This is a genomic window from Parabacteroides sp. AM58-2XD, from assembly GCF_003463685.1.
GTDB classification, from domain to species: Bacteria; Bacteroidota; Bacteroidia; order Bacteroidales; family Tannerellaceae; genus Parabacteroides; species Parabacteroides segnis.
The window spans coordinates 1-7,198 of record NZ_QSDP01000171.1 but is presented as its reverse complement, the minus strand read 5'-3'; the positions used below and the strand labels follow the sequence as shown (position 1 = coordinate 7,198).

Sequence of the window (7,198 nt, the reverse complement as noted above, 5' to 3'; positions counted from 1 at the left end):
GAATACGAAAAGGTAATCTCTATGAACTTTTCTATATAGATGAATCGGGTGCATGGGCCTCTGCCGGAAAACAAACGGCAGAGCAGGATGAATTATTAATATATAAACAAATCCCCCAAGGTACTTTATACTGGCTACGCAATTATACCAGAGGAAAAGAAGAACGGATATTTACGTATGAGAAGGGGAAACAGGTTTGGTGGTAAAAATAAGTCATAAAGCCGGAGAAATTTACCTTTCGCTACAAAAGAAGAGCGGTGTGAAACTACCGATGAGTAAAGTGTCTGTCTTTGGTCGTTTCTTGAAGAAAGTAGGGGTAATGACGCACCTGGCGAGCAGGGGCGGTTGTATTTGGTGGTTGAAAAGTAGGGGATAGTGGTAGATAGAGGGTGTTTTGTTGTAGATGAAAAATATCTGCCACTGTATGCTAAGTTGTTGATAAATAGTTGGCTTATTCGTATGTTGTAGATGTTGTAGGTGATTTGTGTAAATATAATTTAGCCCAGGTGCTAATAGGATGATTCGCTTAATACATCTAATCGCAATCCAATAGAAGCTGACATTAAGAGGTTAAATAATTATAAATCAGAGATTGTTCCATAAATTCTTTTTTTCTTTGCAGAAAAATTGGGAGGTATGCACCCTGTGCGTATCTCCCCAATTTATTGAATAATAATAAGGTTACGTCTGATGGCTGAAAATAATAAGGTTAACTCGGTTTCTTTCTTTAATTCTCGTCTTACTTCCATCATAAGTATCGCCCTGGTGCTTTTCCTGCTCGGGTTGATTTTGTTGATGGGGTTGCTTGGAAATCAGTTGTCGGTTTATGTCAAGGAAAATATATCATTTTCTATTGTATTGAAGGATAATCAGAAAGAAGCAGATATCAAGAAGATGCAGAAAAGCCTGGACGCGCTTCCTTTTATCAAATCCACAGAATACATTTCGAAAGAACAGGCTGCGAAAGAACTGGAAGAAGAACTGGGAGAAAATCCCGAGACTTTCCTGGGCTTTAACCCTCTGCAAGCTTCTATAGAAGTAAAGTTGCATTCCGAATATGCCAATCCGGACAGCCTACAGCATATCGAAAAGAAAATCAAAACATATACCTCTGTATCCGACCTGCTTTACCGGAAGGATATGATGCAGATGGTGAACGATAATATGAAGCGCCTGAGCATTATCCTGCTCACATTGGCTGTTATGCTGATGGCTATATCGTTTGTCCTGATCAGCAATACGATCCGTTTGCTGATTTATTCCAAACGTTTTTTGATCCATACAATGAAATTGGTGGGAGCTACTTCCGGGTTTATCCGGCGCCCTTTTGTGCGCTATAATGTGGTAAGCGGTATTTTTGCATCCATCCTGGCAATATTAATGCTGACCGGTTCGTTATATTATTTACAACACGAATTGGACGGTTTTATCCAGCTATTGGATGTGAAGGCTTTACTGGTTGTATATGCGGCGGTGTTCCTGCTGGGAATCCTGTTGTCGGTAACGGCTACTGTATTTGCTGTAAACAAGTACCTCCGTATGGGTGTTGATAAGTTGTATTATATATAATAAACAAAAAGAGATGGCTAAGAGAGATTTTGCTTTCGGAAAAGAAAATTTTATTCTGATCGCGGTTGCTGTGGCGGTGATCATTGTGGGTTTTATGTTGATGAGTGGCGGTGGTTCTGGTGATACAACCAGTTTTAACCCGGAGATATTCAGTGCACGTCGTATCGTTGTTGCTCCGGTAGTAACTGTGATCGGGTTCGGCCTGATGATTGTAGGAATCCTGAAAAACAGCAAAGGTAAAGAAATCGCAGAATGAGTTGGTTGGAAGCCTTGGTGCTGGGGATCGTACAGGGACTGACGGAGTATCTTCCCGTAAGCAGCAGCGGACATCTGGCTATCGGATCGGCGCTGTTCGGAATTGAAGGGGAAGAGAATCTGGCATTTACAATCGTAGTCCATGTGGCTACGGTATTTAGTACATTAGTTATACTCTGGAAAGAGATCGAATGGATATTTCGCGGCTTGTTCAAGTTTCAGATGAACAGCGAGATACGTTACGTGATCAATATCCTGATCTCTATGATACCGATCGGTATTGTCGGAGTGTTTTTCAAAGATACGGTCGAATCTATTTTCGGATCGGGTTTGCTGATAGTCGGTTGCATGTTGTTGGTGACAGCGGCGTTGCTGGCCTTTTCTTATTATGCAAAACCCCGGCAGAAAGAAAATATTTCGATGAAAGATGCTTTTATTATCGGCTTGTCTCAGGCTTGTGCCGTCTTGCCCGGACTTTCACGTTCCGGAACAACGATTGCCACAGGTTTGTTACTGGGTAATAATAAAGCGAAACTGGCTCAGTTCTCCTTCCTGATGGTGATTCCCCCGATTCTGGGAGAGGCCCTGTTGGATGTATTGAAGCTGGTAAAAGGTGAAGATATCGCCGGGGATATCCCGACGCTTTCGCTGGTTGTCGGTTTTGTAGCGGCTTTTCTGTCCGGTTGTCTGGCTTGTAAGTGGATGATCAATATCGTGAAGAAAGGAAAGTTGATCTACTTTGCTATTTATTGTGCAATAGCCGGTCTGGTTACTATTGCATGCACATTGATGAAGTAAATTAGAATGGATTTTATTGCAGGAGAGGTATTATATTTTAACAAGCCGCTGACGTGGACTTCGTTCGATCTGGTGAACAAGTTCCGCTATAAATTATCGCGGAAGCTGAAAGTGAAAAAAATAAAAGTCGGACATGCCGGAACGCTCGATCCGCTGGCTACCGGAGTGATGATCGTTTGTACCGGCAGGGCAACCAAAAGGATCGACGAATTCCAGTATCAGACGAAAGAATATGTCGCTACCCTGAAGCTGGGAGAAACGACCCCTTCTTTTGACCTGGAAAAGGAGATAGACGCCGTATATCCGACGGAACATATAACTCGGGAGAAGGTGGAAGAAGTACTGAATTCGTTTGTAGGAACGATACAGCAGATTCCGCCGGTCTTTTCGGCCTGCAAGGTGGATGGGAAACGTGCCTATGAACTGGCGCGTAAAGGTGAAGAAGTGGAGTTGAAGTCGAAGACACTGGTGATCGATGAGATGGAGTTGCTGGAATGCAACCTGCCGGTCATTAAGATCCGTGTGGTGTGTAGTAAAGGTACTTATATCCGTGCTTTGGCGCGCGATATCGGTGTAGCCTGAATTCGGGTGCCCATCTGATCGGATTGGAACGTACCCGGATCGGAGATATAACATTGGATAAATGCATGAATCCGGAAGATATCGATGCTTTTCTGGACGAAGCGGTAGAAGAGGCTTGTCCCCGTACTTGATGCGGGGCCGCAAAGGAACAAGCGATATGGTCTGTTCCAATGCGATCTCGTGTCGGGCACGGGAATTAGTCTGATAAATGATAAGAATAAAAAGAAAATAAATAAAGTAACATTATGAAGCTATCTAAATTCAAATTTAATTTGCCGCAGGAACTGATCGCTCTTCATCCCGCAAAGAACAGGGATGAGTCCCGTTTGATGGTTGTACACCGCAACACTGGGGAGATCGAACACAAAGTATTTAAAGACCTGTTGGAATATTTTGGAGAAAAAGATGTATTCATCTTCAACAACACAAAAGTTTTCCCAGCCCGTTTATATGGTAACAAAGAAAAGACCGGTGCACGTATCGAAGTGTTTTTGTTGCGTGAACTGAACGAAGATCTTCGTCTTTGGGACGTGTTGGTCGATCCGGCCCGTAAGATCCGTATCGGTAATAAACTTTATTTCGGAGAAGACGATTCGATGGTTGCCGAAGTGATCGACAATACGACCTCCCGTGGCCGTACCCTGCGCTTCCTGTATGACGGAAATCATGATGAATTTAAAAAAGCATTGTATGCGTTGGGTGAAACTCCGCTGCCTAAATATATCGACCGTCCGGTGGAAGCCGATGACGAAGATCGCTATCAGAACATTTTCGCTACGGAAGAAGGTGCGGTGGTTGCTCCGGCAGCCGGTCTGCATTTCAGCCGCGAATTGATGAAACGTCTGGAGATTAAGGATTGCCGTTTTGCTTTCCTGACTGTTCATTCCGGATTAGGAAACTTCCGTGAAATCGACGTGGAAGATTTGACAAAGCATAAGATGGATTCCGAGCAGATGGTCGTGAATGGAGATGTTGTGAGCATTGTGAACGAGGGTAAGGACGACGGTCGCCAGATCTGTGCTGTCGGAACTTCCGTGATGCGTGCGATTGAAACGGCAGTAAGTACCGACGGACACCTGAAGGAATTCGAAGGATGGACCAATAAGTTCATTTTCCCTCCTTACGATTTCAGTGTGGCTACCAGCATGATCACCAATTTCCATATGCCGCTGTCGACTCTTCTGATGATGACTGCTTCATTCGGAGGATACGATCTGATTATGGATGCCTATGAGGTAGCCCTGAAAGAAGGATACCGTTTCGGTGCCTATGGTGACGCAATGTTGATTATCTAGACACGGTTTATGGCTATCGCATACCTGGCTTTAGGTACGAACATAGGAAATAAAAGACGGAATATGATAACGGCCGCAGCGCTGTTAGCTGAAAGGGTGGGAGACGTTCTCGCCCTTTCCGGTTTTTATGAAACGGAACCCTGGGGGTTTCAGTCGGAAAATACGTTCCTGAATGCGGCTTTGCAGCTTGAGACGGCTCTGTCTCCGCTTGAACTTTTAAAAGCGACCCAGGAGATCGAGATCGAGATGGGGCGTACGCAGAAAAGTAACGGTGCCTATCATGACCGTATCATCGATATCGATATTCTGTTGTATGACGACCTGGTCATGCAAACTCCGGAGCTGACTTTGCCGCATCCGCTGATGCATGAGCGTCTGTTCGTGATGGAACCTTTGGCCGAAATTGCCCCGAATGTAATTCATCCCGTATTTAAAAAGCCTGTTATTTCTCTGTTATAAAAGGCAACATTTTGTAACTTCGCACTGTTTTCACATAAATATAAAAGATAAAACAATGAACGATATAGAAAAAATCCTGACCGGTGGAGGAATGGTTTTCAAGAAAAAAGCCAGCGACGAAAATACCGGCGACAAGAAAATCAAATATTCTGACTTTCTGAGAGGTACCCATAAATCAGGCTCTGCCAAAATGAAAGCCGAGTATAAGTACAAGAAAGCGCTTCGGAATACTAAAAAGAAAAAATAATTTTCAATTTTCAATTTTGAATTGTCTATTATTCTTATCTTTGCATCCGAATTGATGTGGATAGATTTGTATTGCTTGCAACCACAGGAAAAAATGCTAAAAACAAGATATTTTTCTTAGCCGTTCGGCATATATGGTCCTTCCGTTATCAATTCATTATTAATAATCAATTGTCAGTCTCAGGTTCCGGTCTGTAGTTTTTATAACTGTCAACTGTCGCTTGTCATCTGTCAACTAATTTAAAAGTAATGAGTTATTTATTCACCTCCGAATCGGTGTCCGAAGGGCACCCCGATAAAGTAGCCGATCAGATATCGGATGCTTTGCTGGATGAGTTTCTTGCGTATGACAAGAGCTCGAAAGTTGCTTGCGAAACCCTTGTTACAACCGGACAGGTTGTCTTGGCTGGAGAAGTTAAATCAAGTGCTTATGTAGATGTGCAGGATGTTGCACGCAGCGTGATCGAAAAAATTGGTTACACCAAGAGTGAATACCAGTTTGAAGCGAAATCATGTGGCGTATTCTCTTCTATCCATGAACAGAGTGGCGATATCAACCGTGGTGTGGAACGCGAAGACCCTTATAATCAGGGTGCCGGCGACCAGGGTATGATGTTCGGCTATGCTACCAATGAAACAGAGAATTACATGCCTTTGGCTCTCGATCTCTCACACAGCTTGTTGTGGGAACTGGCTAAGATCCGCAAGAACGAAAACGACCTGATGCCTTATCTCCGTCCGGATGCAAAGAGCCAGGTCACTATTGAATATGATGACAACGGCAAGCCGTTGCGCATCGATACGATCGTTGTATCGACTCAGCATGACGAGTTTATCGGTCCGAAAGGCATTAGCCAGGAAGAAGCCGATATCGCTATGCAGAAGAAGATTGCAGCCGATGTAAAGAGTATCCTGGTACCGCGGGTAAAAGCCCAGTATCCGGCTCATGTACAGGCTTTGTTCAACGATGATATCATTTACCATGTGAATCCGACCGGCAAGTTCGTGATCGGTGGCCCTCACGGGGATACCGGATTGACCGGACGTAAGATCATTGTGGATACATACGGCGGAAAAGGTGCCCACGGTGGTGGAGCATTCTCCGGTAAAGACCCTTCGAAGGTTGACCGTTCTGCCGCTTATGCTGCCCGTCATATCGCCAAGAACCTGGTGGCTGCCGGTGTGGCTGATGAAATGTTGGTACAGGTATCTTATGCAATCGGTGTCGCAAAACCGATGAACATCTTCGTGAATACCTTCGGCCGTGCAAATGTAAAAATGACAGACGGTGAAATCGCTGAAAAGATCTGGGATCTTTTCGATATGCGCCCGAAAGCCATTGAAGAACGCCTGAAACTGCGTAACCCGATCTATCTGGAAACAGCCTCTTACGGTCATATGGGACGTAAGCCGGAAACGGTTACCAAAACATTTATATCCCGCTATAACCCACAGCCGACAGTCTGCGAAGTAGAGTTGTTTACCTGGGAAAAGCTGGATTATGTAGATAAAGTGAAAGAAGCATTCGGAATTTAATATCCGGAAAAATAATTTTAAAAAAGGATATGCCATCTGCGGTATATCCTTTTTTTATCTTGTTGCCTGAATTTGTTTTCGTTTTAATTGTGTTTTATCAGGTACTTATAGACTTTTAACTAAAGAAATATAATTAACATATTCCGCTCCGAAAATTCCGAATAATGAAAGAGAAATTGAAAACTTAAAACCTTACTGATGTGTTCTTAATATCCAACGGTAAATGTTGTTGAGTTAGGATAAAGAGAAATTGAAAACTTAAAACCTTACTGATGTGTTCTTAATATCCAACGGTAAATGTTGTTGAGTTAGGATATGAGTGTTAAAAATTATCTATATTTATTTATATCTTTATGGCTGCATATTTCTTGTATAAAAGAAGAAATTAAGCCCTGTCCTCCCTTGCAAATAAATATAAAAGAAGAAATTAAGCCCTGTCCTCCCTTGCAAATAAATAT

Annotated in this window: 8 protein-coding genes and 2 pseudogenes; all 10 read left to right on the top strand. The window is 43.2% G+C overall.

Annotated elements, in window-relative coordinates:
- Positions 1-206, top strand: a pseudogene (locus DXA15_RS24020) (transglutaminase domain-containing protein); the annotation flags it as partial.
- A 65-nt stretch (positions 207-271) separates the two neighbouring features.
- On the top strand, positions 272-376 hold the full coding sequence (locus tag DXA15_RS28130; RefSeq protein WP_369683085.1) for a hypothetical protein: 105 nt from the start codon (positions 272-274) through the stop codon (positions 374-376).
- Positions 377-690: 314 nt separating this feature from the next.
- Positions 691-1,569 carry an ABC transporter permease gene (locus DXA15_RS24010; RefSeq protein ID WP_009859624.1) on the top strand — a complete coding sequence of 293 codons (879 nt, stop codon included), beginning with the start codon at positions 691-693 and terminating at the stop codon, positions 1,567-1,569.
- Between the two features lie 13 nt (positions 1,570-1,582).
- The gene (locus DXA15_RS24005) at positions 1,583-1,825 is read left to right on the top strand and encodes a DUF3098 domain-containing protein (protein WP_128135715.1); all 243 of its coding nucleotides are present in this window, start codon (positions 1,583-1,585) and stop codon (positions 1,823-1,825) included.
- Positions 1,822-2,622: an undecaprenyl-diphosphate phosphatase gene (locus tag DXA15_RS24000; RefSeq protein WP_128135714.1), complete on the top strand. Its 801-nt coding sequence runs from the start codon at positions 1,822-1,824 to the stop codon at positions 2,620-2,622. The genes DXA15_RS24005 and DXA15_RS24000 overlap by 4 nt, the downstream gene beginning before the upstream one ends.
- Positions 2,623-2,628: 6 nt before the next feature.
- Positions 2,629-3,335: pseudogene (truB, locus tag DXA15_RS23995) on the top strand (tRNA pseudouridine(55) synthase TruB).
- Between the two features lie 114 nt (positions 3,336-3,449).
- Positions 3,450-4,499 (top strand): tRNA preQ1(34) S-adenosylmethionine ribosyltransferase-isomerase QueA, encoded by a 1,050-nt coding sequence (queA, locus tag DXA15_RS23990; RefSeq protein ID WP_010800578.1) that lies wholly within the window; start codon positions 3,450-3,452, stop codon positions 4,497-4,499.
- Positions 4,500-4,508: 9 nt separating this feature from the next.
- Positions 4,509-4,958, top strand: a complete 450-nt coding sequence (gene folK / locus DXA15_RS23985) for a 2-amino-4-hydroxy-6-hydroxymethyldihydropteridine diphosphokinase (protein ID WP_128135713.1) — start codon at positions 4,509-4,511, stop codon at positions 4,956-4,958.
- 55 nt (positions 4,959-5,013) lie between these two features.
- Positions 5,014-5,205: a hypothetical protein gene (locus tag DXA15_RS23980; protein ID WP_009859618.1), complete on the top strand. Its 192-nt coding sequence runs from the start codon at positions 5,014-5,016 to the stop codon at positions 5,203-5,205.
- Between the two features lie 248 nt (positions 5,206-5,453).
- Positions 5,454-6,740 (top strand): methionine adenosyltransferase, encoded by a 1,287-nt coding sequence (gene metK, locus DXA15_RS23975; protein ID WP_009859617.1) that lies wholly within the window; start codon positions 5,454-5,456, stop codon positions 6,738-6,740.
- Positions 6,741-7,198: the final 458 nt, after the last annotated feature.

What these genes read in the sequence shown, in the direction of transcription:
- DXA15_RS24000 (WP_128135714.1), top strand. Translation starts at nt 1,822, where the DNA reads ATGAGTTGGTTGGAAGCCTTGGTGCTGGGGATCGTACAGGGACTGACG.
- DXA15_RS28130 (WP_369683085.1), top strand. Translation starts at nt 272, where the DNA reads ATGAGTAAAGTGTCTGTCTTTGGTCGTTTCTTGAAGAAAGTAGGGGTA.
- metK (WP_009859617.1), top strand. Translation starts at nt 5,454, where the DNA reads ATGAGTTATTTATTCACCTCCGAATCGGTGTCCGAAGGGCACCCCGAT.
- DXA15_RS24005 (WP_128135715.1), top strand. Translation starts at nt 1,583, where the DNA reads ATGGCTAAGAGAGATTTTGCTTTCGGAAAAGAAAATTTTATTCTGATC.
- DXA15_RS24010 (WP_009859624.1), top strand. Translation starts at nt 691, where the DNA reads ATGGCTGAAAATAATAAGGTTAACTCGGTTTCTTTCTTTAATTCTCGT.
- folK (WP_128135713.1), top strand. Translation starts at nt 4,509, where the DNA reads ATGGCTATCGCATACCTGGCTTTAGGTACGAACATAGGAAATAAAAGA.
- DXA15_RS23980 (WP_009859618.1), top strand. Translation starts at nt 5,014, where the DNA reads ATGAACGATATAGAAAAAATCCTGACCGGTGGAGGAATGGTTTTCAAG.
- queA (WP_010800578.1), top strand. Translation starts at nt 3,450, where the DNA reads ATGAAGCTATCTAAATTCAAATTTAATTTGCCGCAGGAACTGATCGCT.